21 protein-coding genes and 1 tRNA gene are annotated in these 21,816 nt (G+C 60.4%); 9 read left to right on the top strand and 13 right to left on the bottom strand.

What is annotated here, in order from left to right:
• Nucleotides 1-26: 26 nt before the first annotated feature.
• A complete protein-coding gene (locus tag BLO50_RS01345; protein WP_090248119.1) occupies nucleotides 27-500 on the top strand; it encodes a MarR family winged helix-turn-helix transcriptional regulator in 474 nt (157 codons plus the stop codon).
• Nucleotides 501-536: 36 nt separating this feature from the next.
• Here BLO50_RS01345 and dacB read toward each other — a convergent pair whose 3' ends face one another.
• Entirely contained in the window at nucleotides 537-1,985 is a 1,449-nt protein-coding gene (dacB, locus tag BLO50_RS01340; protein ID WP_090248117.1) for a D-alanyl-D-alanine carboxypeptidase/D-alanyl-D-alanine endopeptidase, read from the bottom strand.
• A 234-nt stretch (nucleotides 1,986-2,219) separates the two neighbouring features.
• Here dacB and BLO50_RS01335 point away from each other — a divergent pair, with 234 nt between their 5' ends.
• Entirely contained in the window at nucleotides 2,220-2,561 is a 342-nt protein-coding gene (locus BLO50_RS01335; protein ID WP_090248116.1) for a YggL family protein, read from the top strand.
• 60 nt (nucleotides 2,562-2,621) lie between these two features.
• Here BLO50_RS01335 and BLO50_RS01330 read toward each other — a convergent pair whose 3' ends face one another.
• The 7 genes from BLO50_RS01330 to BLO50_RS01300 form a co-directional block, all read right to left on the bottom strand.
• The gene (locus BLO50_RS01330) at nucleotides 2,622-5,579 is read right to left on the bottom strand and encodes an HD domain-containing phosphohydrolase (protein WP_090248115.1); all 2,958 of its coding nucleotides are present in this window, start codon (nucleotides 5,577-5,579) and stop codon (nucleotides 2,622-2,624) included.
• A gap of 99 nt (nucleotides 5,580-5,678) precedes the next feature.
• Nucleotides 5,679-6,749, bottom strand: coding sequence for an FUSC family protein (locus BLO50_RS01325; protein ID WP_090248114.1), 1,071 nt, complete (start codon nucleotides 6,747-6,749; stop codon nucleotides 5,679-5,681).
• Nucleotides 6,750-6,752: 3 nt separating this feature from the next.
• A complete protein-coding gene (locus BLO50_RS01320; RefSeq protein ID WP_090248112.1) occupies nucleotides 6,753-8,084 on the bottom strand; it encodes a deoxyguanosinetriphosphate triphosphohydrolase in 1,332 nt (443 codons plus the stop codon).
• 82 nt (nucleotides 8,085-8,166) lie between these two features.
• Complete coding sequence (locus BLO50_RS01315; RefSeq protein ID WP_090248111.1) at nucleotides 8,167-9,330, bottom strand: EAL domain-containing protein; 1,164 nt, start codon at nucleotides 9,328-9,330, stop codon at nucleotides 8,167-8,169.
• A gap of 73 nt (nucleotides 9,331-9,403) precedes the next feature.
• Nucleotides 9,404-9,760, bottom strand: coding sequence for a hypothetical protein (locus tag BLO50_RS01310; RefSeq protein ID WP_090248109.1), 357 nt, complete (start codon nucleotides 9,758-9,760; stop codon nucleotides 9,404-9,406).
• Entirely contained in the window at nucleotides 9,757-10,140 is a 384-nt protein-coding gene (locus BLO50_RS01305) for a phage holin family protein (RefSeq protein ID WP_090248107.1), read from the bottom strand. The genes BLO50_RS01310 and BLO50_RS01305 overlap by 4 nt, the downstream gene beginning before the upstream one ends.
• A 12-nt stretch (nucleotides 10,141-10,152) precedes the next feature.
• Entirely contained in the window at nucleotides 10,153-10,470 is a 318-nt protein-coding gene (locus BLO50_RS01300; RefSeq protein WP_090248105.1) for an ElaB/YgaM/YqjD family protein, read from the bottom strand.
• Nucleotides 10,471-10,847: 377 nt separating this feature from the next.
• Between BLO50_RS01300 and BLO50_RS01290 the strand changes: the two genes are divergently transcribed.
• Nucleotides 10,848-12,056 (top strand): ammonium transporter, encoded by a 1,209-nt coding sequence (locus BLO50_RS01290; RefSeq protein ID WP_090248102.1) that lies wholly within the window; start codon nucleotides 10,848-10,850, stop codon nucleotides 12,054-12,056.
• Nucleotides 12,057-12,129: 73 nt separating this feature from the next.
• On the opposite strand, the gene BLO50_RS01285 is transcribed toward BLO50_RS01290, so the two are convergent.
• Nucleotides 12,130-13,407 carry an OprD family porin gene (locus tag BLO50_RS01285; protein ID WP_090248101.1) on the bottom strand — a complete coding sequence of 426 codons (1,278 nt, stop codon included), beginning with the start codon at nucleotides 13,405-13,407 and terminating at the stop codon, nucleotides 12,130-12,132.
• Nucleotides 13,408-13,666: 259 nt separating this feature from the next.
• Between BLO50_RS01285 and BLO50_RS01280 the strand changes: the two genes are divergently transcribed.
• From BLO50_RS01280 to BLO50_RS01270, 3 genes are read left to right on the top strand one after another with little or no spacing between them, the layout of a single operon-like run.
• Nucleotides 13,667-14,821, top strand: coding sequence for a DUF5610 domain-containing protein (locus tag BLO50_RS01280; RefSeq protein WP_090248099.1), 1,155 nt, complete (start codon nucleotides 13,667-13,669; stop codon nucleotides 14,819-14,821).
• 50 nt (nucleotides 14,822-14,871) lie between these two features.
• A complete protein-coding gene (locus BLO50_RS01275; RefSeq protein WP_090248098.1) occupies nucleotides 14,872-15,120 on the top strand; it encodes a glutaredoxin family protein in 249 nt (82 codons plus the stop codon).
• A 39-nt stretch (nucleotides 15,121-15,159) separates the two neighbouring features.
• On the top strand, nucleotides 15,160-16,044 hold the full coding sequence (locus tag BLO50_RS01270) for a chemotaxis protein CheV (protein WP_090248096.1): 885 nt from the start codon (nucleotides 15,160-15,162) through the stop codon (nucleotides 16,042-16,044).
• A gap of 53 nt (nucleotides 16,045-16,097) precedes the next feature.
• Here the strand turns inward: BLO50_RS01270 and BLO50_RS01265 are convergent.
• The 3 genes from BLO50_RS01265 to mobA form a co-directional block, all read right to left on the bottom strand.
• Nucleotides 16,098-16,174: transfer RNA gene (locus BLO50_RS01265), tRNA-Pro, on the bottom strand.
• Between the two features lie 141 nt (nucleotides 16,175-16,315).
• Nucleotides 16,316-16,537, bottom strand: coding sequence for a YgdI/YgdR family lipoprotein (locus BLO50_RS01260; RefSeq protein ID WP_090248095.1), 222 nt, complete (start codon nucleotides 16,535-16,537; stop codon nucleotides 16,316-16,318).
• A gap of 77 nt (nucleotides 16,538-16,614) precedes the next feature.
• Nucleotides 16,615-17,196, bottom strand: coding sequence for a molybdenum cofactor guanylyltransferase MobA (gene mobA, locus BLO50_RS01255; RefSeq protein ID WP_090248093.1), 582 nt, complete (start codon nucleotides 17,194-17,196; stop codon nucleotides 16,615-16,617).
• A gap of 67 nt (nucleotides 17,197-17,263) precedes the next feature.
• Between mobA and moaB the strand changes: the two genes are divergently transcribed.
• Nucleotides 17,264-17,803 (top strand): molybdenum cofactor biosynthesis protein B, encoded by a 540-nt coding sequence (gene moaB, locus BLO50_RS01250; RefSeq protein WP_090248092.1) that lies wholly within the window; start codon nucleotides 17,264-17,266, stop codon nucleotides 17,801-17,803.
• Entirely contained in the window at nucleotides 17,800-19,014 is a 1,215-nt protein-coding gene (locus tag BLO50_RS01245) for a molybdopterin molybdotransferase MoeA (protein ID WP_090248090.1), read from the top strand. The genes moaB and BLO50_RS01245 overlap by 4 nt, the downstream gene beginning before the upstream one ends.
• 58 nt (nucleotides 19,015-19,072) lie before the next feature.
• Here the strand turns inward: BLO50_RS01245 and gliR are convergent, their stop codons facing one another.
• Nucleotides 19,073-20,095 (bottom strand): AraC family transcriptional regulator GliR, encoded by a 1,023-nt coding sequence (gene gliR, locus BLO50_RS01240; RefSeq protein WP_090248088.1) that lies wholly within the window; start codon nucleotides 20,093-20,095, stop codon nucleotides 19,073-19,075.
• Between the two features lie 125 nt (nucleotides 20,096-20,220).
• Between gliR and BLO50_RS01235 the strand changes: the two genes are divergently transcribed.
• Nucleotides 20,221-21,816: an FAD-binding oxidoreductase gene (locus BLO50_RS01235; protein WP_090248087.1), complete on the top strand. Its 1,596-nt coding sequence runs from the start codon at nucleotides 20,221-20,223 to the stop codon at nucleotides 21,814-21,816.

Genomic DNA, 21,816 nt, shown 5'->3' with positions numbered 1-21,816 from the left:
GTTTTATATCGAATTAAAAGGCGTATATGCTCGATAAAAAGGTTTCTACTGAAATAGATTTGTCATCTATTTCGGCCTTCGAACTGCCGCTGTTTCAGGCCTTGCGGCGCTTGCAGCAAGCCGGTGAAGTACATGCCAAACGGCTCGGTCGCTTTGGTGGGCTGACGCCGATGCAATTGATGATTCTGCAGGTGTTGGCGGGAGAGGCACGCCTGACGGCCAGCGACCTCAGTGGTCGTGTCAGCCTGACGGCTGCGACCCTGTCCGGCATGCTCGACAGGCTGGAGGAAAAGGGCCTGTTGCAACGTCAGCGTGATGATCAGGATCGCCGCCGGCAGTGGCTGCTGCTCAGTGAACAGGGCCGCACCCTGCTGCAACAGGCGCCGAGCCTGCTGCCGCCGGAGTTTGTCGCGCGCTTTGCCGGTTTGCAGGAATGGGAGCGCCACAGCCTGACCGCCGCGTTGTTACGCGCGGCGCAGCTGTGTGGGGAAATGGAGTAAAACGTCGCGCCTGGGACGGCGCGGGGTTAGCGAGGACTAGCGCTGGGCGCTGAGCTTGGGCTGCTTGTACAGATCGATCAGCACCTGATCGAGAATCGACGAGGCGCCCCAGGGGCGTGGGTCGTTGAGGATGGCCACCACGGCCCAGCTGTTGCCGTTGCTGTCGCGGCTGAAACCGGCGATGGCACGCACGTTGTTCAGCGTACCGGTCTTGATCCGCGCCTCGCCCACCAGCGGGGTGCGGTGTAGGCGTTTGCGCATGGTGCCGTCCATTGCTACCAGCGGCAGTGAAGCCATGAACTCGGCGGCGTAAGGACTCTTCCAGGCCGCCTGCAGCAGGGTCGCCATTTCCCGCGCACTGACCCGCTCGGCACGTGACAACCCGGAGCCGTTCTCCATCACCAGGTGTGGCGCGGTGATGCCTTTGCGCGCGAGCCAGCTGCGAATCACTCGTTGCGCTGCCTTGCTGTCGTCCTGGTCGGCGGAGTTGCGAAACTGCGCGCCGAGGCTCAAGAACAGCTGCCGGGCCATGGTGTTGTTACTGTATTTGTTGATGTCGCGGATGATCTCGGTCAGGTCCGGCGAATAGGCGCGCGCCAGCAGGCGGGCCTTTTCCGGCACAGGGGCGAGACGGTCCTTGCCCATGATGCTGCCGCCCAGTTCTTGCCAGATGGCGCGGATGGCGCCGGCGGCGTAGCCCGGGTGATCCAGCAGCGACAGGTAGGTCTGCGAGCTGCAGCCTTCGGCCAGTTTGCCGGTCACGATGACCGTGGTGCCGTCAAATTCGGTGACCGGGTTGTAGCGGACATCCGGCCAGCCCGGGCATTTGGCTGCCGGCAGGGCTTTGACGCGGTTGTCGATGCGAATAGAGGCAATTGGTGGCTCTGCGGCGATATGCACCTTGCCACCCTCGGTGCGGGCGATAAAACGCAGCGCCTTAAGGTTGACCAGCAGTGAGTCGGGGGCCACCAGGAACGGCTTGTTGGCGTCGCCGCCGTCGTCATTGAAGCTGGGCAGCTGTGGCTGAACGAAGTGGCTACGGTCGAGCACCAGGTCGCCCGTCACCTGCAGCACGCCGTTGGCGCGCAGGTCACGCATCATCAGCCAGAGCTTTTCCATATTCAGCTTGGGGTCGCCGCCGCCCTTGAGGTACAGGTTGCCGTTGAGCACGCCGTTCTTCAGTTGGCCGTCGGTGAAGAATTCGGTTTTCCACTGGTGGGTCGGGCCGAGCAGTTCAAGCGCTGCGTAGGTAGTGACCAGCTTCATGGTCGAGGCCGGGTTGACGGAGATGTCGGCATTGAAATAAGTGCTATTACCCGGGCCGTTGAGCGGCACGGTGACCACAGACAGTGACTGGCTGCTGATCTTGTTGGCTTTCAATGACTGTTGAACTTTGTTTGATAAGCCCGGGGTGGCGGCCGCCAGCGGCAGGCAAACGGGTAACAGCAGGCCGGCGATGGCCAGGTGACGTAGGCTTTTGATCATGGGCGACTCCCCTCTAACTGAGGGACAAAGGTGACGCGAGGCATCTAACGAGGTTCCGTCGCGGGTTGGGATAATGTTGGCAATTATGCCCCAAGACAGTTCCGGCTGAGTGGCAGTAAATGCGATTGGCCGGGCTTTTCTGCGGGCTATCGGTTGACCTGTCGTCTTCCAGACGGGCGCGTAGGCCGCGAAACTGCTAGAGTGCCGCGCGTTATCACTTTTGAGGATTGTTCCATGGCTACTAACCGTTCCCGCCGTCTGCGCAAAAAACTCTGCGTGGATGAATTCCAGGAGCTGGGCTTTGAGCTGAACCTGAACTTCAAACAAGACCTGAGCGATGCAGCCATCGACAGCTTCTTGGAAGATTTTCTGCGTGACGCGATGGTCGCTAACGGCCTGGGCTATGTCGGCGGCGATGACTTCGGTCTGGTATGCCTGTCCAAGCGTGGCTCGGTCAACGAAGAGCAGCGCGCTGCCGTTGAAGCCTGGCTGAAAGGCCGTGACGAGCTGGTGGACTTCACTGCCAGCCCGCTGATCGACGTCTGGTACCCAGACAACTCGATCAATCAGGCCTAAGACCTGTGAGCAGGGCATGCATCGCGCATGCCCTGTTGCTTCGCCCTCCTGCAATTCCCGTCAGTCGCTCAGTCCAGCCTTGGCCAGCAGCGCAGCGATATCAACCTGGTCAATCTGCTCGCGGCGCAAAAAGCGTTCGGCGTATTGCAGGTAGATTTTCTCCCGCACGAACAGCCCGAACAGCTCGGGGTCGATGTGCGCGCCCTTGCACATGCCCGCCATGATGTTGAGTGATTCCGACAACAGTTTGCCTTTCTTGTAAGGCCGATCCACCGCCGTCAGCGCTTCGAAGATGTCCGCAATCGCCATCATCCGTGCCGGCAGGCTCATGTCTTCACGCTTAAGGCGTTTGGGGTAGCCCGTGCCGTCCATTTTTTCGTGGTGACCACCGGCAATTTCAGCGACATTGGCCAGGTGCGCTGGGAAGGGCAGGTGGCTGAGCATGCGGATGGTCTGCACCATATGGCCGTTGATGATGAAGCGCTCCTCACTGGTCAAGGTGCCGCGTCCAATGCCGAGGTTATACAGCTCGCCGCGATTGTGTTTGTAGTGCGGTATGTCCAGCTTGAAACCCCAGGGGTTGTCCTCGGCGATCAGTTCACTCTCAGGGCGCTCGATCAGGTGTTCGGGTTTGTCGCTTAGAAGCGTTTCCTGCACCGGTAAGGGCTGCGCCGGTGTACGCGACTGGCGCAGGTTTTCTTCCCAGGACACACCCAGGCGATCATCCAAAGTGCGCGCCCAGGTGCGCGCGCCGATGCGGCGCAGGCGTTCAAGATCGGCTTCGGCCATGGCTTCACCGCCCAGGTTGCAGCGGGCGATAAAGGCAAATTCGTCATCCAGGGTGGTGAGCAGTTCATCGCGCGCCTGGCCGAGGTTAGCAGCATCGCCACCTTGGCTGAGGTTCTCCCAGTAGCTGATCCAGGCATCGCGCTTGAGCACTTCGAAGCGCATGCGCACCTCGTGGATACGATCACAGATGGTTTCCAGCTTGGTGGCTTTATCCACCACGTATTCGGGCACAGTGACCTTGCCGCAGTCATGCAGCCAGGCGGCGATATGCAGGGCTTCCCATTCTTCTTCACTGGGTTGGTAATCGCGGAATGCAGCTTCCTCGCTGGCTTCAGCCGCGCGGGCGAGCATCAGGGTAAGTTCTGGTACACGCTGGCAGTGACCGCCGGTGTAAGGGCTTTTGGCGTCGATGGCGCCAGCGATCAATTGGATAAAGGCGTCGAGCAGTTTCTTTTGTTGATCGAGCAGGCGCTGGCTCTCAATGCACAGCGCCGCGACGCCGGAAACAGCCTCGACAAAGGCAATGCGCTCGGGGCGTAGCATGGCCAGGTCGGTTTCGTCACCGCTGTCGCGGTGCAGCAGTAACAGCACACCCAATGTCTGACCCTGGCGGTTGTGCAGGCCGGTGCAGACCAGGTGCGCACGCGGGCTGTCGAGGGTATGCAGCAGGCTCTGGAAACCCTGCGCATGCTCGAACCCCAGCGCCACGGTGACGCTCGTGCCGCCGGTGGCCGTTTGCGCTAACCAGCTGGGCAGGGCGGGATCATCGGGGTCGAAACTCGGGATACGGTGTTCTTCCAGGTTGTGTTGCTGCTCGTTGATAAATAGGCCGTACGGCTCCAATCGGCCGCTGCTGCTGTCGCGCAAATACAGCAGGCCACCGCTGGCTTCGCTGAGGTCGACGGTTTCACGCAGCACCCGGCGTAGCAAAGCATCGAAACGGGTTTCCGCTGAAAGCGTGGCGGTGATGTCGAGGAAACTGGAGATGGTGTCCTTCATCTTTCCCATCGACACGGCCAACTGGTCGACTTCCTTGACGAAGGAACGGCCGCTGGCCGGGTAATCGAAATTGAAACTGCGAATGGCTTCGGCCTCGCCCACCAGCAAGCGCAGCGGTTTGACCAGAATATTGGAAAGCAGCCAGCCCAGCGGGATGCATAAAAGCAGAATGCACAAGGTCAGTACCGCGCCCTGCCAGCGGATGCGGTAGGCATCCGCTAGCAGTTCGCTTTCTGGGGCCAGCAGGGCCAGGCGCAATCCCTGCGAGCCACCTTCGCTGAACTGGCTGTAAGAAATCTGCCAGCGCTGTTTATTCAGGCGCACGGCGCCTTGGCGATCCGCGTCGAGCCCGAGGCTGAGAAAGTCTGCCAGCACTGGGCTGAGGTCTTTGACTTGCGCCAGTTGCAGCGTTTCTCCTGGGATTACCAGGCGCGCGCTGTCCGGGTATGCAACCGCGCTGCCATCGGGGCTGTACAGCACCACTTCGGTAGAGGGGGTCAGGCGGTGTTCGGCCAGGGTGGCGGACAGGTCATCAAGGGTCAGGTCGGCCCCCACCACTGTGGTTTCAGTGCTTTTGCGAGCCAGGGTGGTGCCGATTTCTCCCGTGGAGAAGAAGGCATAGGGCGCAGTGGTGAAGTGCTCAGGGCTCTGCAGGGCGCCGTTGTACCAGGGGCGAGTACGCGGGTCATAGGTCTCTTTAAGGTTCTGCCGCCGGCTAATTGGTTGCAGTTGTTTGTCGAAGAACAGGTATTCGGAGTCCAGGCGTTGTTCACTGATGCGGTCGATGCTCCACACTTGATAGGCCGCATTGTCGGGTGCGAAGAAGATCTGCCGCAGCTTCTCGCTGCGCAGTGGGCGCACCATAAAGAAACTGCCATCGCCATAGCCGACATAGATTGAAGCCAGCTTGGGGTTGTCGCGCAGCGCCTGGCTGAAAATCGGCAGCATGACCATCCGTTCGTGGCGGTCGCGACCACTGAGCTGCTCGTTGCGCGCGAGCAGGTTGATCATGTTACGAATCGGTTGGTAGGTATTGCGCAGACTCGCCTGCACTTCTTTGCGCATCTGGGTGAACAGCTGGTCGCTGCTGCTGAGGATAATCTTGCTGGTCTGCTGGTAGTTGAAGTACCCCAGCACCACCCCGGAGCCCAGCAACAGCAGGGTAAACAGCACGCTGATATGGATATGGAGCGGAAAACGTCGTTCCTTGGACCTTACTGTCTGCTGCATCCGCGCCTGTCCTTTTATGCCTTGGCCAAGCGCAAAGCATAGTGGAGCGTTGTGCGTTTTGCCGTGGCGCGGACGCCGGTTTCTTACGCTGCAACAGCTCTAGATTGGACCTGTGCTGTGCTTGATTTTTTGCAGATTGTTTCGATGATCTAGCCAGCGCTCCAGGCCATACACCAGCAGCGCTACCAGCAAGGCCAGGGCCACGCCAAGCAGGCTATTGAACAAACGCACCTGAGGCAGCTGCCAGTCATGCGCCAGGCTTTCGGCCAGCAACACGAAGCACACCGTCGTTTGCAGCACAAACAGGCCGTAATGGTTGGCCTGCAGGGCACGGCTAAGGGCGATCAGCGGTAGCAGTGTGGCGACCATCAGTGCCGGGTTTTGCATGCTGTGACCGAGCAGGATCAACAGTGCTGCTGCACCCAGGCTGGCGAGGATCGATTGCACGGCCCTTACCAGACTGCCTTGGAAGTCCAGCTGCAGGGTGGTCACTACGGTCAGTGTCAGCCAGTAGCCACGGTGCAACTCAGCCAGGTTGACGATCAGCCCGGAGAGTGCAAACGCCAAGGTGCAACCCAGTGCATGCAGGCGCCACTTTTGCTGTGGCAGGCGTTTGGCGTGGCGTTTGAGCACCTTGAAGATGCTGATAAAACGCGGCATATACGGCCACATGCGCAAGCCATGCATGCCGCGCAGGCCGAAGGCCAGCAGCATCACCCAGAATCCACCGAGGATGAACAGCATGGCAATGGCATACGGGTTGTTGAGCGAGCCCAGGCCCTGCTGACCGTGGCCTAGGCACAGACAGATGGCAAGGCCGATGCCCAGCTTGCCGGCTTCGCTGCCAAAGCGCTGCAGCCAGGCGAGCAAGAAACCAAACACCGCGAACACCAGCAAGCTGGCATAGGGATGGCTGGCTGACCAGAAGCCCAATCCGGCGCTACAGGCGCCCAGACCGCAGAGCATCAACATGCGAAGCATGCCCAGCCGGTGCAGCGGGTTGGCCTGGGCAGCCTGGAAGGCTCCTGCCGAAGCCCAGAGAAAACCCGGGTGAGCGCTGAACAGCCCGAGCAGCAGCGGCAGTGCACAGCCGAAGCCGGCAACCATCGCGGGGCCCCAGGCGGGCGGCCCGGCATGCCAGCTGAAGGTTTGTCGCAGTAGGCTCGTCATGGCTTATACCGGGCTTGAGCGGCCCGTCATCTCGCGGGCCATTTCAGTAGCGTAGCTGTCAGTCATGCCGGCGATAAAGTCGATCATCCGCAGGAATGAGCGGTACAGCGGCCAGCTTGGGTCGGGTGCGTTTTTACCGAGCAGGTCAAGGATGCGTCGGTTCTTGAACGACGGTGTGCGCCCGCCATGCTGCTCCAGCGCTGCGCCGCAGAAAGCATTTAGCAGGATTTCCAGGGTGGTGTAGGCGCCGATCTCATGCAGGGTTTTGCGCTTGTCCTGAAAGATTTTCCGTCGGGCCATGTCCTTGGCGCTTTGCACACAGCGCTTGGCGGTGCCGTGCATGTGCTCGACCAGATCACCCTGCAAGGTGCCAGCGAGCAGGGCATCCTGCTGTTCGACAAAGGCTTCGGCGGCGGCATTGGTCAGGTGTTCGATGGCTTTACCGCGCAGGATCGCCAGCTTACGCCGCCGAGAATCGTCGGGGCCAAGTTGACGGTAGGTTTCCGGCAGGTCATCGCCGACCAGGTCGAGCAGCAGCGCCTCGACTTCGCTGTAATCGAGCAGCTCCATTTCCAGACCGTCTTCCAGGTCAATCAGGCCGTAGCAGATGTCATCTGCTGCCTCCATCAGATAGACCAGTGGATGACGCGCCCAGCGCTGTTCTTCCAGTTGCGGCAGGCCGAGTTTACTGGCGATCTGCTCAAGCAGCGGCAACTCGCTCTGGTAGCAGCCGAACTTGTGTTTCTTGTAGCCCAGCGCTTCGGCGTGACGTGCGGTCCAGGGGTATTTCAGGTAGGTGCCGAGCGTCGCGTAAGTCAGCCGGGTGCCACCGTCGAACTGGTGGTATTCCAGCTGGGTGAGTACGCGAAAGCCCTGAGCATTGCCCTCGAAACTGAGAAAGTCGCCACGTTCGGCCGCGCTCATCGAGTCCAGCCAGCCGCGTCCGGCGGCCTGCTGGAACCAGTGGCGGATGGCGTCTTCTCCAGAATGGCCAAAGGGCGGATTACCAATGTCGTGGGCCAGGCAGGCGGACTGCACGACCATGCCCAGGTCGCTTGGCTCGCACCAGTCCGGCAGGGCATCGCGGATCATCTCGCCAACGCGCATACCCAGCGAGCGGCCCACGCAGCTGACTTCCAGCGAGTGGGTCAGGCGGGTGTGGATATGGTCGTTGCTGGAGACCGGGTGCACCTGGGTCTTGCGGCCCAGGCGGCGGAATGCGCCGGAGAAGATGATGCGGTCATGGTCTTTGTGAAACGGGGTGCGGCCCAGTTCGGCGACGCTGTGCGTCGGCTTGCCGAGTCGTTCACGGTTGAGCAGGGTTTGCCAATCCAAGGGTTGTCCTCGCCGTTACCTGGCTGTGGCAGCTAGCTTCGGGGTTCTAAGCCGATGATGCAAGGCGTGCGGCCCTATGCAGTCAAAACCCCGCAGCGTCGATATCGATCAGCAGCAGCCGTTTGCCGTTGTCGATGAATTGCCCGGCGGTCAGGCAGTACTGGTTGGTGGTGGCATCACGGTAGGTGCTGGAGAGAATCAGCCGGCGTTCCTCCCAGCCTTCGGCCAGCAGTTGATAGAAGTAGGGGCGCCATGACCAGTTATGCCCGACGTAACGCGCATCGCTGTGCCAGCTGTGCTCGCGCCATTCCAAGTTGGCGGTCAGCTGGGTACCGTGGCGGTCGCATTGGTAGATGCGCAGCAGCCATGGGTAGGCGTGCGGTTGCGGTAGCTGATCGGGCTGTGAGCCGCTTTCGATCCAGGTCTTGAAGCTGTTCATCAGCTCACCGAGCTGCTGGCGCAGGGTCATCAGTCGCGCGCGTTCGGCGAGTTTTTGCTGCACATAGTGGTCGCGCAGCTGGGCAAAGCGTTTGACGAATGCGCTGCTGCTGAAAAAGGCCTCTTCGGGTTTGGCAAACAGATAGCCCTGCACATAACGCGCGCCGCACTCCAGGGCGAAATCCAGCTCTGCCTCGGTCTCCACGCCTTCTGCAATGATCCAGCAGCCGGTCTTTTCTGCCATCTGCGCCAGCGCCTTGACGATCTCGCTGCTTGGCCCGCCACGGGCGGCTTGCTGAAACAGGCGCATGTCCAGCTTGAGGATGTCCGGCTGCAGGGCCAGTACGCGGTCGAGCTGCGAGTAGCCTGCACCGAAATCGTCGATGGCGATGCGTGCGCCGGCTTCTCGATAGCGTTCCACCACGCCCGGCAGGCGTGAGCTGGCGCCGCCCAGTTCGGTGATTTCAAAGACGATACGTGCAGGGTCAATGCCACTGCGTTGCAGCTGTTTGAGGCTGGGCAAGGCTTGTTCAGGGCGCAGCCGGCTGATCCAGCGTGGCGAGATATTCAGGCTGAGAAACCAGTCTTGCGGGGCTTCATGAAAGCGCTTCAGAGCTTGTTCACGGACTTCGCGATCAAGGCGGCGCAGCGCGGTAGGCGGGGTTTTCGGGTCACTGAACAATGGGCCTACGGAGTGCAGCTGGCCATCAGCGCTGCGCAGGCGCGCCAGTGCTTCGACACCGGCAATACGTCCGGTGGCGGTATCGATAAAAGGTTGAAAAACAGCAAGCGGTTGACCGTTGAACACTGCGCAGTTCCTTAGCCAGGCAGACGCCCCGGTGGGCGGCGAAGCCAGGTGACTAAGCAAGATCGTGGCCAGTTTAATCCCCTGCGCGGGTATCTTTAGTCGTGTCGGCGGATGTGTCTGGGCGTCGCGGCGGATTGCGCCGCAGCAGTGGGAAGGCGATCAGGGCGATACGCAGCCAACGGCGCCAGTGGCCACGGCGAGTGCCGACGGTAGCCAGCAGCAGTGCGCCGCCAGCGACCCAAAGGGGTGCGTTGCTATTGCCAAGTTCTTCACGCCAGTGGTTGCGCCAGTACTGTGCCTGCCGCAGTGGTTGCAGCATCACCAGGGTTTCATGGCGCAGTTCCTGGCGGTGCATTTGCAGACGCATGCGCAGCAGGGTTTTGCGCAGTTCGCGGCGCGAGGCCTTGGCGGGTAGCTCGGGCATAGTCATGGCAGCAGTTGCTCACGGTCGCGGGCCAGTTCTTCAAGGCTGGCGCTGAAGGGGGCAGGAGCATTGCGTACACGCTGCAACAGCGTGAACAGGGTGCCCAGCAGGCCCAGTGCATAGAAGCCACACAGGGCGCTGATAACCAGCAGACGGTGCGTCTCCCAGAAGGCAATCAGCAATGCAGCCGACAGGCCGATGACCAGCAGCAGGCCGAACAGCAAACTCAGGCTTGTCAGCACCAGCAGGCTGAGGGTGTGGCTTTGCTGCTCTTTAAGCTCTTCGCCAAACAGCGCGATATGCCCCTGCAATAACCCCAGCAAGGCGCTGGCAAATCGCCGTGGCGAACTGCCGCGACTTGGCGGGGTGGACGGTGTTGCATCCATTAAGCGTTCTCTTTAGCGCCGGGTAATCAGCATGCCCAACAGCAGGCCAATGGCGGCAGCAATACCAAGGGTCTGCCATGGGTGAGTCTGCACATAGCCTTCGGTGGCTTCAATAGCCGCCTTGCCGCGGGCATGCAGTGCGTCTTCGGCGTTGTGCAGGGTGCTGCGCGCACGGCCCAGGCTGCTGCGGATCTGCTCGCGCAGCTCTTCGGCCTGCTCGCCGGCGAGGCTGGCGGAATGCTGCAACAAGCTTTCGGTGTCGCGTACCAGCGCCTGGAACTCGTCGAGTAACTGATCCGAGCTGGACGATACGGGGGTCTTACGAGCCATGGTGTCTCTCCTTATGACGGGGCAGTGTAGGGGGTTCGAGTCCTCTGCGGGGCAGTGGTTCCTTTTTTCTTCGGTGCAAGACGGATGCAGCCGACTGATCGGCTGGTACAGCGCTTGCATTGCGCTGGTGCGCGCCCTTGCAGATGCGCTCCTTTATGGGGCTGTGAGGGTTCTGGCCAGGACGCCGTGGTGCATCAATAACTTATTAATAACTATGGAATAAGTACTTCGAGGCAAGGTTCAGTCGGCACCGGCTTGGTGCTGTACAGCCTGGGCCTCGGCAAGCTGGATCATGATGAGCGCCACTATATGGTGCGTATTTATTGGTTTGTGATCCGCTTTGGTGCTTTTTCCCCGCGACGGAGTTTTCTTCGCAGATGGAAAACATCAACAGTGCTGTGGAAACCCTGATTCACGGCTCCAATACCTTGTTTATCCTGCTCGGCGCCGTGATGGTGCTGGCCATGCATGCTGGCTTTGCCTTTCTTGAAGTGGGGACGGTCAGGCAGAAGAACCAGGTCAACGCCTTGTCGAAGATCATCTCCGACTTTGCCGTGTCGGCCCTGGCTTATTTCTTTGTTGGCTACTGGATTGCCTACGGCGTGACCTTCCTAGAGCCTGCCAGCGTTCTGACGGAAGGCAACGGCTATGCGCTGGTGAAGTTCTTCTTTCTGCTGACTTTTGCGGCGGCCATCCCGGCGATTATTTCCGGTGGTATCGCCGAGCGCGCCAAGTTCGGCCCGCAGCTTTGTGCCACGGTGCTGATCGTTGCCTTTATCTACCCCTTCTTCGAGGGGATGATCTGGAATGGCAACTACGGCGTGCAGGCCTGGCTGGAGGCGCAGTTTGGCGCCACCTTCCATGACTTTGCCGGCTCGGTGGTGGTGCATGCGATGGGTGGCTGGCTGGCCTTTGGCGCGGTGATCCTGCTGGGGCGCCGTAACGGGCGTTACCGTGATGGCCGCTTGGTTGCTTTTGCCCCGTCAAATATTCCGTTCCTGGCGCTGGGTTCGTGGATTCTGATCATCGGCTGGTTCGGCTTCAACGTGATGAGCGCACAGACCCTGGGCAGCGTCAGTGGTCTGGTGGCGGTCAACACCCTGATGGCGATGGTCGGCGGTACGGTGGCGGCTTTGCTTGTTGGCCGTAATGACCCAGGCTTCCTGCACAACGGTCCGCTCGCTGGCCTGGTGGCGGTGTGTGCCGGTTCTGACCTGATGCACCCGGTTGGCGCTCTGGTTACTGGCGCGATTGCCGGTGCTTTGTTCGTCTGGGCGTTTACCGCGACCCAGGTGAAATGGAAGATCGACGACGTGCTCGGCGTTTGGCCGCTGCACGGTCTGTGCGGCGTGTGGGGCGGTATTGCCTGCGGCATCTTCGGCCAAGAGATGTTGGGCGGCCTGGGCGGCGTCAGCCTGGCCAGCCAGTTTGTCGGCACCGCGCTGGGCGTGGTGGTGGCCTTGATTGGCGGCCTACTGGTTTATGGTGTGCTGAAGGCCGCCGTGGGTATTCGCCTGAGCCAGGAGGAGGAGTACTACGGTGCTGACCTCTCGGTGCATAAGATTGGCGCTGTCAGCCAGGATTGATCGCTGAGCGTTAATGCAAAAGGCCCGGACAATGTCCGGGCCTTTTTTATTACAACCGCTTAAGTGTTGAGGCTTAGAGCAGTGGCAGGGTGTAGCTGACGATCAGGCGGTTTTCGTCGAGATCGTTGGCAAAGTTCGAACGCACAGTTGCATTGCGCCAGCGAACGCCGAGGTTCTTCAAAGCCCCTTCCTGGAACACGTACATCAGCTCGGTGTTGCGTTCCCATTCCTTACCCTCGGAACGATTGGCGGCCAGCTCAACGTTGTCACCGGTCAGGTAACGGGTCATGAACGTCAGGCCCGGAATGCCGATGCTGGCAAAGTTGAAGTCATACCGCGCCTGCCAGGACTGCTCGTCCTTGTTGGCAAAGTCACCGATTTGTACATAGTTGACCAAGAACGGATCGGTACTGGTAGCCAGGTAGGCAAAGCCGGTGTCACCACTCATCTTCTGGTAGCCCAAGCCAAAGCTGTGACCATCGATGCCGTACGTAATCATGGCGCCCAACGCCTTATTGTCGACGTTGCTACGACCGTCATCGGTGGAGCGGGCGTAACGCAAGTCGGTTTTCAGGGTTTGCTTGTCTGCCAAGGGCAGGACATGGACCAGGTTGAAGGAATTCTGCTTATACAAATCCTCCAAGTTGGAATAGTAATAGGCGCCAGTCAGATTCTGAGTGAGCTTGTAAGTGCCACCGAGAAACGTGAACGAGTCAGTGCTGTTGCCGCCTGTTACGTTAATCCCACGCCTGCCGCCACTGGTGATGGACAGGTCTTCGAAATCCCCTGAGTTGCGGTTGTTAACTTCACGCACATAGCCGCCGTCCAGAATAAGGCCATCAATTTCCTGGGAAATCAGCTGACCACCTTTAAAAACTTGCGGTGTCAGGCGGCTGTCGCTGGACGCAATCGCCATGTTTTTATATTGCATATCGCCAACCCGCAGGGTGGTTTTGGAAACTTTCACCTTGCCAGCCACAGCCAGATCGGACGAATAGTCCTGTGAGCCATTGGAGGATTTGTCTGGTGTCAGCAGATTGCTGCCGGCGGTGCCGTCACCTGAGTCGAGTTTGAAGCCGAGCATGCCGATAGCGTCGAGGCCAAAACCCACAGTGCCTTCGGTGTAGCCCGACTCGGCGCGCAGAATAAAACCTTGTGCCCACTCTTCGCTCTTGGCCTGACTAGGTGTCGGGTTTGATGACTGACGGAAATCACGATTGAAGTAGAAATTACGAGCTTCAAGGGTCGCTTTGCTGTCCTTGATAAACTCTGCCTGGGCCAGCGATGGCAGGGTGAGGCAGGTGCCCAGTGTGGCGAATGCCACAGCGCGAGCGAGGGGGGATTGAGTCATTATTGTTAGCTCCTCGTGTGTGCGGGTCGGCTTGTGGCCGATCTGATACAGCGAGGCGCAATAAAGCATGGGGGCTTGGGCTTGGCTTTTAGACTTTGGTCTGCTCGGGCGCGCTCTGTGTGGGTGCGGCATGCAACTGTCTGCGCTGCAATCGCTCTAGACTGCTGGATGCGCCGTTGATCGGTTTATCCGCAATCAGGCTAAAGTTTCATCCCGCACGGCCGCCAACCAGTCAGATACACCGCCCAGGTACTTTGCCATGAACCCTCTGGCCGCAAATTTATCCTCTGCTTCACGTCCTACCTCCGCCACTGCTCAGCCGGTTGTGCGCAATGCTGCTGACGCGCAGGCGACACTGGCCAACCGCTTGGCTGAACGCCTTGGGCTTGAGCCGGGTGCATTGGCCAGCAAGGCCAATGATTACACCCCGGAGAAAGTCGCCGGTCGTATCCTCGGTTTCATCGAGCAGCGCCTGCAAAGCGAGCAGGCGGCTGGTGCCGACCCCAGCAAGCTCAAGGGTTTGCTTGAACAGGCGCGCAGCGGCGTAGAGAAAGGCTTTGCTGAAGCCCGTAAGATTCTCGACGGCATGGGGGTGCTGCAAGGCAAGGTGGCGAGCGATATCGACGACACCTACCAGAAAATCCAGGACGGTTTCAGCGACCTGGATAAACGCTTTAATCCGGATGCGGCCCTGGTTGAGGGCTCAACCAATATCGCCGCTTACAGCGAGCGGTTTGCCGCGCAAGCGGAAACCTTCGATATGGAAGTGACCACCCGTGATGGTGACCGCCTGCGGATTTCCATCGCTCAGGCTTCGGCCAACTGGTCGCAGAGTGGCGTTGTTGCCAGCAGCAATGGTAACGGCAGCTCAGTAGTTGCCAGTAGCCAATCCGGCAGCCTGCAGATTGGCGCTTGGCAAGTCAGCGTCGAAGGCGAGCTGGATGACGAAGAACGCGCCGCACTGGAAAAACTCTTCGGCCAGGTTCAGGACCTCTCCAACAAGTTCTATGCCGGCGATCTGTCGGGTGCCTTCGACCGCGCCATGGCGCTGGACATGGATGGCGAACAGTTAGCGTCGATGTCCCTGCGCCTCACTCAAACCACCGTTCGCCAAGCAACCGATGCCTATAGCTCCGTTGCACAGGACGGCGGCCAGGCAGCCAGCGCAGTAAACAGCTCGCTGATTGACTACGCCCAGGGCCTGCTCGACGCATTGCGCAGCGCCAGTCAGGTGGCTGAAGAAGGCACCGCAAAAACCAGCTTGCTGGATATGCTCAAAGGCGGCTTCTCGCTGGATGAGCGTTTTGACAGCGGTCGCCTGGACAAGGCCGAGCAGCTCAACAGCCGCTTGCTCGATGGCCTGCAGAACCTGCTCAACCCCGCCCTAGACAGCAGCAAGTCCTCGGACGCCTGAGTCAGGCGCAGTGCTAAACTGCACCTCCAGTAGTCAGTGGAGGTGCGCAGATGCTCCCGGAATGCCAATTATTCGGTACGCTCGGCTGCCACCTGTGTGAGGTGGCCGAGGCGTTGCTGATGCCTTTTGTCGAGCATGGCCTGTTGGTCGAGCTGGTAGATATCGCTGAGCAGGAGCATTGGGTTGAGGACTATGGTCTGCGCATTCCAGTGCTGCGCCGTATTGATACCGGTGCTGAGTTGAGCTGGCCGTTCGAGGCCGAACAGATCGTTGAATTCTTGCGTAATAGTCATGGTTAGTGCGTTGGCACGGATGGCATTTTTACAGGACACATACGCATGAGCATCGTGCTAGGTGACGCACTGTCACTGTTGTTATTCCGTCTGCACAGCGGCCGTCTATTGGGCATTAATCTCCTGAAAGTGCAGGAAATCATTCCTTGCCCGGCGCTGACCAAACTGCCCAGTCGTCATCCTCATGTCCGTGGCGTTGCCACTTTGCGTGGCTCGGCGCTAACGGTGATTGATCTGGGCAAGGCGATCGGCGAGCAAGGCGTGCCGGGTAATGATGACGGCTGTCTGATCGTGACGGAGCTCAGTCGCTCTCGGCAGGGCCTGCATGTGCAGAGTGTCGAGCGCATCGTGCAGTGCTACACCCGTGACGTTCGTCCGCCGCCGGCCGCGTCCGGCAGTAAAGCCTTTATCACCGGCGTGACGCAGATCGACGGCAAGATTGTGCAGATCCTCGATATTGAAAAAGTTCTGCACGAACTCGCGCCGATGAGTATTGATGAGTTGGATGATCAGCTGTTATCCGAGCGTGAGCGCGCTCTGCTTAAGGGGCGTCGTGTACTGGTGGTGGATGACTCCCATGTCGCCTTACAGCAGACCATGATTACCCTGCGCAAGTTGGAGCTGGATTGCCAAATGGTGCGCAGCGCCGCCGAAGCGCTGGAGTTACTACAGCGTCAATTCGATGCCGGCGAGCCTATCGAAGTGCTGGTGTCGGATATCGAAATGCCGGAAATGGATGGCTATGACTTGGTGCGCACGCTGCGTAAAAAGCCGGATATCGGCCAGCTCTATGTGCTGCTGCACACCTCGCTCGACAGCACCATGAACACTGAAAAAGCCGAGGCAGTGGGCGCCAATGCGGTGTTGACCAAGTTCTCCACCGTGGACCTGAGCAAGGCCTTGGTGCATGCGTTCGAAAGCTTGCAATAGCTTTTCTCCAGGCATAAAAAAGCCCGCAATTAAGCGGGCTTTTTTATGTGATCTGGTCGGAGAGGCAGGATTCGAACCTGCGACCTTCTCGTCCCGAACGAGACGCGCTACCAAGCTGCGCTACACTCCGAATGGGTCAAAATTTTACTGAGAAAGTTTTACCGCACAAGGGCTTAGGTTTTAATTTTTTCTATTGGCCAAGCGCTTTGAATATATCAATCAGAGTCCAGGCGCTGGGCAAGTAGTACGTGGCAGCGCCTGGGTTATCGGCTTACAGCTCTTTGACGGTACGCACTTGGTCCTTGTTGACCTTGGCGCGTTTGCCATCGAGTTGTTCGAACTCGTAGAAGCCCGAATCCTCGTCAAAATTCGGCTCGTCGATGGTCTGAATTTCGCGGCCATCATTGAGGGTGATTACCGTTGGCGACGCGCAACCAGTCAGCGCGATCAGGCCCAAGGTAAGCAGCAATGCTGGAATAATCCGCTGAGACATGGGTTTCTCCTTGATTAGATAGATGTTTTTACCCTGCTTGTGACGAAACTTTGCCGTTCAAGTTCCCTTGCCGGTGTTTATCCGCGTGTCGTCAGCAAGTCGGGCGTGTTGAAGTTGGCCAGGCGAGGGTCACCGAGTGGGCACTCCACTGTCAATGGATCAAGGCTGCGCAGCCAGCGTTGCGGGCTGCGTTCGCCGGCTTGCCAGGCCTGCTCCAGGTCAGCATGCAGTGCACGGGGAATGACGCTGAACAGCGGTTCGAGAAACTCGCCCTGACGCACTACAACTGCGCGCTCACCGGCCAGGCTCAGTAGCGCCTCCAGCAGCGGTCTGTCGAGTTGCGGGGCGTCGCACGGCAGGATCAATACATTCGCCTGACGTGCGGCGCGCAGGCCGGCGCGAATGCCTGCGAGAGGACCTTGGAAGTCCGCCTCGTCATCACTGACCAAACGATCCGCGAAGGGTGCATAGCGCCCGGCGTTGCGGTTGCAGGAGATAAGCAGGTCGTCGGTCAGAGGTCGCACTAGCTCGTGCAGCCAGGCAATCAGCGGGCGGCCATGCCAGTCGAGCAGGCCCTTGTCGGCGCCGCCCATGCGTTGCCCACGGCCGCCCGCAAGCAGCAAAACAGAACAGCGGGGCAGGGTCGTGGGAGCGGGCATGCGCAGTCTCCGAAAGCAGGCCTGTGATATAACGGCGTGCATTATCGCCCATAACTGGAAGCCTGCCATGAACCACAAGGCCGAGGCACATTTCGTGCCCTTGAATATCGCGGTGTTGACCGTCAGCGACACCCGCAGCCTGGAAACTGACACCTCCGGCCAACTGTTTGTCGACCGCCTGCAGGCCGCCGGCCATCAGCTCGCCGCCCGGGTTTTGCTCAAAGACGATCTGTACAAGATTCGCGCCCAGGTCGCCACCTGGATTGCCGAGGATCAGGTGCAGGTGGTGCTGATTACCGGCGGTACCGGCTTCACCGGCCGCGACAGCACCCCGGAAGCGGTGAGCTGTTTGCTGGATAAACAGGTCGATGGTTTTGGTGAGCTGTTCCGGCAGATTTCTGTGCCTGATATCGGCACCTCGACCATTCAGTCCCGCGCTCTGGCAGGCCTGGCCAATGGCACCCTGGTGTGCTGCCTACCGGGTTCGACCAACGCCTGCCGCACCGCCTGGGATGGCATCCTGGGTGAGCAGCTGGATAACCGCCACCGCCCGTGCAATTTCGTTCCGCACCTCAAATCGGTGGCCGCCTGCGAGAGCCGTGGATGAGCTGCTGTGACAAGCCGGGATTGATGCCCGTTGAGGCGGCGCTGGCGCGGTTGCTGGCGCAGGCCGAGGCCAGCGCGATTGTTGAATGCGAGCGGGTCAAGCTGAGCGATGCCGCAGGCCGGGTATTGGCCGAGCCATTGCTGGCCGAGTTAGATCTGCCGCCCTGGGACAACAGCGCCATGGACGGGTACGCCCTACGCTTGGTCGATTGGAATGGCGAGCCGCTGGTCGTCAGCCAACGCATTCAGGCCGGCAGTGCGCCGCAGCCTTTGCAGCCCGGCACCTGTGCGCGGATCTTTACCGGCGCGCCGCTGCCAGCCGGCGCTGATACTGTGGAAATGCAGGAAAACGCCGTGCTCGGCGAGGATGGCCGCGTCGCCTTTAGCGAGCCGCTCAAGCGCGGGCAGAACGTGCGCGCCCGGGGGCAGGAAACCCGTGTTGGCGATAGCGTTCTACCCGCCGGCACGCGTCTAGGTCCGATTGAGCTGGGTTTGGCGGCGTCCTTGGGTTGCGCTGAATTGAATGTGCGCCGCCGACCTCGGGTGGCGGTGCTGTCCACGGGGGATGAGCTGGTCGAGCCGGGTCAGCCGCTTGGGGCCGGGCAAATCTACAACAGCAATCGCCGCGTGCTGATCGCTTGGCTGCAGCGACTGGGCTGCGAAGTTGTGGATGGCGGCATTCTGCTCGATGACCTGGAGCAGACCCGCGCTGCGCTGGGCGCATTGAGCGACGTTGACCTGATTCTTTCCACCGGCGGCGTATCAGTGGGCGAGGCGGATTTCCTGGGTATGGCCTTGCGTGAAGAAGGCGAGCTGGCGCTGTGGAAGTTGGCAATCAAACCGGGCAAACCGCTGACCTGCGGGCAGTTTCGCGGCGTACCGGTGATCGGCCTGCCGGGTAATCCGGCTTCGACCCTGGTGACTTTCGGCCTGCTCGCGCGGCCGTATCTGCTGCGCCGCCTGGGCGTGCAGCGGGTCGAGCCGCTGGGCTTTCCGATGCCGGCGGGTTTCACCTGGAGCAAGCCGGGCAACCGCCGTGAATACCTGCGCGCGCGTCTGGAAAACGGACGCGTGGTGCCTTATCCAAATCAAAGCTCCGGGGTGCTACGCAGCGCTGCCTGGGCTGAGGGTTTTGCCGAAGTGCTGGAGGGTACCACGCTAGCAGAGGGCGACAGCCTGAGGTTTATTCCGCTCAGCGAGATCCTCGGTTAGGTCAGCGTAGTTGCTGCTTCCTTGTGGTGGATGGCGCTTTACCCATCCACCAAGGTTGTCAGCTATTGCGCCGGCTCTCGCGAAATTCGCCCGGGGTCTGCCCGGTCCAGGTCTTGAAGCTGCGGTGGAACGAGCGCGACTCGGTAAACCCCAGATAGCTGGCGATATCCTGAATCGCCAGGTCGCTGCGCAGCAGGTAATGCTCGGCCAGTTCCTGGCGCAGTTCATCGAGAATCTGCTGGTAGCTGGTGCCGGCCAATTGAAGGTGACGCTGCAGGGTGCGCACCGTCATGTTGAATTTCTCCGCCACGCGTTCCTTACGTGGCAGACCATCCTTGAGCAGCAGGCGCAGGGCGTTTTTTACCCGCTGCGGCAGTGGCTCGTTGTCGTCCAGTCCAGCCATCAGCGTCAGGGCGTGTTCTTCCAGGGTGCGCAACAAGTTGGCGTCGGCCTGGCGCAGCGGCACAGCGAGGTATTCCAGCGGCACAATCAGCGCATTGCAGCTTTGCTCGAAGCGGATCGGGCAGCCGAAAATCGTCTGGTACTCGGCACTGTCGGCGCCCTCAGGCAGGGCGTGCTCGAACCACACCTCCCGTGGCGAGCTGTCTGAGTCGGAGATCCAGCGCGCATACAGCAACCACGAAGCCAGTACGTTTTCCACCATATGCCGGCGGATCGGCTCAGCCTGATGGCGACAGGTCCAGATCAGGCGAACGTGGTCTGCGCCGGCCTCGACCCGGCTGACACCCATGTCCCCCACCAGTTTCTCGTAAGGCACGATGCGGCTCATGGCCTCACCGAGGGTTGCACAGTTCATGGTGATATAGCCCAGCACGCTCCACGATCCCGGCTGCACAAAGCGCGCGCAGTGCAGGCCAAACAGCGGGTCAGCCGACACCTTGAGTAAGTGATCGAGCAGGCGCTCATGGGTTTCACTGGGGATGCGTTTGCTGTTGTCGGCCAGGTCCTCGGTCTTGATGCCGGCGGCCGCCAACGCCTGGTCGATATCCAGGCCCAATTGCTCGGCGTGGCGCAGGTACTTGAGCAGGGAAGGGACAGAGGTATAACCGAGGTTTTCCATGAACTGTTCTTATTCTGAATGTCTTGATTGGCGATATCGCCTGGCTCGATACGACAGTGACGCCTTGAAACGGCCAGCTAGTATAGGCAGCCATCGAGGGTGACTGAAATATCCGGGAGATACAGATGCGACGTTGGAACGGCTGGGGTGATGACGCAACAGTGGTGGAACTGCCGGCCCATGGCGAGGCTTTTCTTGCCGAACTGGTCGGCTCGGGTCAGTTGCTGGCCGATGCCAGCCTGGAGCAGGTTCTGGCACAGGTGCCGGCCTCGCGTCTGCAGGCCCACCCGCTGATTTGCCTGAATGCCGAAGACCGCGTGCGTCACGCCCGCGGCCAGAGCCTGCCGGACTGGCTGGCGATGCGTTCCGGCGATTTTGGCGTGTTTCCCGATGGCGTGGCCTACCCGGAAAGCGCTGCGCAGGTCCGCGAGTTGCTGGCCTGGGCCAGCCAGCACGACCTGATCGTCATTCCTTACGGCGGTGGCACCTCGGTGGCCGGTCATATCAACCCACAGGCCAGCAACAAACCGGTGCTGACCCTGTCGCTGGCGCGCATGAGCAAGCTGATCGAGATCGACCACGACAGCCTGATTGCCACCTTCGGCCCTGGCGCCAATGGTCCGCAAGTGGAAAGCCAGCTGCGTGCGCAGGGCTACACCTTGGGTCATTTTCCGCAGTCGTGGGAGCTGTCGACTTTGGGTGGCTGGGTCGCCAGCCGTTCCAGCGGGCAGCAATCGCTGCGCTACGGACGTATCGAGCAGCTGTTTGCCGGCGGCAAGGTTGAGACCTTCGCCGGCACCCTGGAAATTCCGACCTTCCCGGCCTCTGCCGCGGGGCCAGACCTGCGCGAAATCCTCATGGGTTCGGAAGGGCGCTTCGGCATCATCTCCGAGGTCAAGGTACGCATCACCCGCCTGGCCGAGCAGGAAAATTTCTACGCGGTATTTTTGCCCAACTGGCAGCAGGCGCTGAGCGCCATTCGCAGCTTGGCCCAGGCGCGTGTGCCGTTGTCGATGCTGCGTCTGTCCAACGCCATTGAGACCAAAACCCAGCTGGCCCTGGCCGGCCATCCGCAGCAAATCGCCTGGTTGGAGAAATACCTGGCCCTGCGCGGCGCCGGCGAGGGCAAGTGCATGCTGACCTTCGGCGTTACCGGCAGCCGTACGCAGAATGCCGCCTCGCTGAAGCAGGCGAAGAAGTTGCTGAAGAGCTTTGGTGGCGTATTTACCGGCACCTTGCTGGGCAAGAAATGGGCAGAAAACCGCTTCCGTTTCCCCTACTTGCGCCACGGCCTGTGGGCCGCTGGCTATGCGGTGGACACCCTGGAAACCGCCACCGACTGGAGCAATGTCGATAACCTGCTGAACAAGGTCGAAACCAGCCTGCGCACCGGCCTGAGCGAAGAGGGCGAGCAGGTGCATGTGTTTACCCACCTGTCCCACGTCTACAACGAAGGCTCGAGCATCTACACCACTTACGTGTTCCGCCCAGGTGCGAACTACGCCGAGGCCATGGCGCGCTGGCAGAAGCTCAAGCATGCCGCCAGCCTGACTATCGCCGAGAACCGCGGCACCATCAGTCATCAGCACGGCGTCGGCCGCGATCACGCGCCTTACCTGCCGGTGGAGAAGGGCGAGCTGGGTATGGCGACCCTCAAGGCGCTGGCTGGGCATTTCGACCCTGAGCAGCGCCTAGCACCTGGCGTGTTGCTGCAGGATTGA

Origin of the sequence: Pseudomonas peli (assembly GCF_900099645.1) — a bacterium.
Classification (GTDB): Bacteria; Pseudomonadota; Gammaproteobacteria; order Pseudomonadales; family Pseudomonadaceae; genus Aquipseudomonas; species Aquipseudomonas peli.
This window is presented reverse-complemented; position numbering and strand designations above follow the sequence as displayed.

Coding starts and splice junctions, on each gene's coding strand:
- BLO50_RS01345 (WP_090248119.1), top strand. CDS start 27: ATGCTCGATAAAAAGGTTTCTACTGAAATAGATTTGTCATCTATTTCG.
- dacB (WP_090248117.1), bottom strand. CDS start 1,985: ATGATCAAAAGCCTACGTCACCTGGCCATCGCCGGCCTGCTGTTACCC.
- BLO50_RS01335 (WP_090248116.1), top strand. CDS start 2,220: ATGGCTACTAACCGTTCCCGCCGTCTGCGCAAAAAACTCTGCGTGGAT.
- BLO50_RS01330 (WP_090248115.1), bottom strand. CDS start 5,579: ATGCAGCAGACAGTAAGGTCCAAGGAACGACGTTTTCCGCTCCATATC.
- BLO50_RS01325 (WP_090248114.1), bottom strand. CDS start 6,749: ATGACGAGCCTACTGCGACAAACCTTCAGCTGGCATGCCGGGCCGCCC.
- BLO50_RS01310 (WP_090248109.1), bottom strand. CDS start 9,760: ATGACTATGCCCGAGCTACCCGCCAAGGCCTCGCGCCGCGAACTGCGC.
- BLO50_RS01305 (WP_090248107.1), bottom strand. CDS start 10,140: ATGGATGCAACACCGTCCACCCCGCCAAGTCGCGGCAGTTCGCCACGG.
- BLO50_RS01300 (WP_090248105.1), bottom strand. CDS start 10,470: ATGGCTCGTAAGACCCCCGTATCGTCCAGCTCGGATCAGTTACTCGAC.
- BLO50_RS01290 (WP_090248102.1), top strand. CDS start 10,848: ATGGAAAACATCAACAGTGCTGTGGAAACCCTGATTCACGGCTCCAAT.
- BLO50_RS01285 (WP_090248101.1), bottom strand. CDS start 13,407: ATGACTCAATCCCCCCTCGCTCGCGCTGTGGCATTCGCCACACTGGGC.
- BLO50_RS01280 (WP_090248099.1), top strand. CDS start 13,667: ATGAACCCTCTGGCCGCAAATTTATCCTCTGCTTCACGTCCTACCTCC.
- BLO50_RS01275 (WP_090248098.1), top strand. CDS start 14,872: ATGCTCCCGGAATGCCAATTATTCGGTACGCTCGGCTGCCACCTGTGT.
- BLO50_RS01270 (WP_090248096.1), top strand. CDS start 15,160: ATGAGCATCGTGCTAGGTGACGCACTGTCACTGTTGTTATTCCGTCTG.
- BLO50_RS01260 (WP_090248095.1), bottom strand. CDS start 16,537: ATGTCTCAGCGGATTATTCCAGCATTGCTGCTTACCTTGGGCCTGATC.
- mobA (WP_090248093.1), bottom strand. CDS start 17,196: ATGCCCGCTCCCACGACCCTGCCCCGCTGTTCTGTTTTGCTGCTTGCG.
- moaB (WP_090248092.1), top strand. CDS start 17,264: ATGAACCACAAGGCCGAGGCACATTTCGTGCCCTTGAATATCGCGGTG.
- BLO50_RS01245 (WP_090248090.1), top strand. CDS start 17,800: ATGAGCTGCTGTGACAAGCCGGGATTGATGCCCGTTGAGGCGGCGCTG.
- gliR (WP_090248088.1), bottom strand. CDS start 20,095: ATGGAAAACCTCGGTTATACCTCTGTCCCTTCCCTGCTCAAGTACCTG.
- BLO50_RS01235 (WP_090248087.1), top strand. CDS start 20,221: ATGCGACGTTGGAACGGCTGGGGTGATGACGCAACAGTGGTGGAACTG.